Consider the following 1,628-nt stretch of genomic DNA (forward strand, 5'->3'; position numbering starts at 1 on the left):
ATTCACGACCAATCTTTAAAACAACACATATTAAAACAAGAACTCAAATGGGGAATGAACAACTTAATTAATACCTACCTCAATTTTCATCAGATTGCTACCAATAACGGGGCAGAAACACTGGGAATTGATGGGAGAATAATAGATGATATGGACTTAAACAAGTTAAAGAAATATCACCAAAAATATGTTCACAACCAATATAACCCGAAACTGGTTAAAAGAGTTCATATTCCGAAAGGAAAAGATAAAACTAGACTACTTGGAATTCCTACTATTCAAGATAGAATCATCCAAAAGGCTTATAGAATATTTGAAAAGAATAAAAGGTCAAGAATAAACATTTAACCAGTGGTGACACGAAGTTAAACCCGAAAAGGGATAAATTATGGAAAGCGGTGTGCTTGGAAACTTGCTCGCACCGTTTGGACGGGGGCTGTTGGTAATATTTGGTAGAAAGATCAATCCTATCAAAGAAACGCCAATAATCTATTCGTACTTCAAAAAAGTTTTAGATTTAACTCGAACAAAAACTCAAGAAGTAGTTATGATCGGGGATCAATTGGCTACAGATATCAAAGGAGCTAATAAATTAAATATTATATCTATTTTAGTAAAACCTTTAAATAAAAAACAAGAAAATTTATTCACAAAATATAATCGTATTTATATGGGCGCCAAAGAGGCCTAAATTTCTTGCTATCTAACCAATAGCCAGGGCCGATAAACCCTGAAAGGATATGGTCGGTCAGTCAAACGAAAGAATGTCGGATTATAGCAGACCATAAAAGCGGATTGCGACAAAAGCAAATTAGTCAAGAGGATTCCGCCACCGAATAATTCCATGGAGAAGCCTGAAATGGCCTAAGAAGGAAAATTGATGTCATGATAAAGCCTATTCCGGAAGTTGCTGAAACGGATAGTCCAGAAGCTATCGATATAAACCATTAGTATTGAGTAGTTTATCAGATAAGAAAACCTGGAATCAGCCTCTTTAAGAGGATACTTCCCCTAAAGAATTAAGGTAGAAATTTAGTGTAACTTGGAGAATCCTAAAACTAAGTAATTAAATTTACAAATCAGGAAATAAAAGCCCTGATAGTCAAGGATAAAGCATCTTCTTAGTAGTCGTAAGGGTAAACCTAGTTTTGGAATAAGCTAGCTAATCGTCTTACCAAGAAGAGAGGTAATAACTCTCATAGGGCGAAAGAAGAAAGTAATTTATTGTTTATTCGTTGAGACCGCAGAAGGAATAGGTAAAACCTAGAAAAATGATTTTGAGTTCTTAAAATCGAAACTTCTCTGGACAATGAGTAAGATTCACGACCAATCTTTAAAACAACACATATTAAAACAAGAACTCAAATGGGGAATGAACAACTTAATTAATACCTACCTCACGTTTCATCAGATTGCTACCAATAACGGGGCAGAAACCTAGACCACTCGGAATCCCTACCATGCAAGATAGAATCATCCAAAAGGCTTATAGAATAATACTTAACTCCCTATTTTGAAAACATTTTTTCGGAATGGAGTTTTGGATTTAGACTCAAGAAATTGGGACTAGACGCGATAAAGCCAATAAAACCAAGATTCAAGGGCATTGACTATTTGCGATTAATTAA

The 1,628-nt window shown here is 34.8% G+C and carries 1 protein-coding gene and 1 pseudogene; both read left to right on the forward strand.

Annotation, left to right across the window (positions count from 1 at the left end; translation table 11 throughout):
• A pseudogene (locus tag OC705_RS02490) lies at positions 1-348 on the forward strand (hypothetical protein); the annotation flags it as partial.
• A 40-nt stretch (positions 349-388) separates the two neighbouring features.
• On the forward strand, positions 389-691 hold the full coding sequence (locus tag OC705_RS02495; protein ID WP_304512709.1) for an HAD hydrolase-like protein: 303 nt from the start codon (positions 389-391) through the stop codon (positions 689-691).
• Positions 692-1,628 lie beyond the last annotated feature (937 nt).

The sequence above is a fragment of the Candidatus Phytoplasma fabacearum genome, from assembly GCF_030586805.1.
GTDB classification, from domain to species: Bacteria; Bacillota_I; Bacilli_A; order Acholeplasmatales; family Acholeplasmataceae; genus Phytoplasma; species Phytoplasma fabacearum.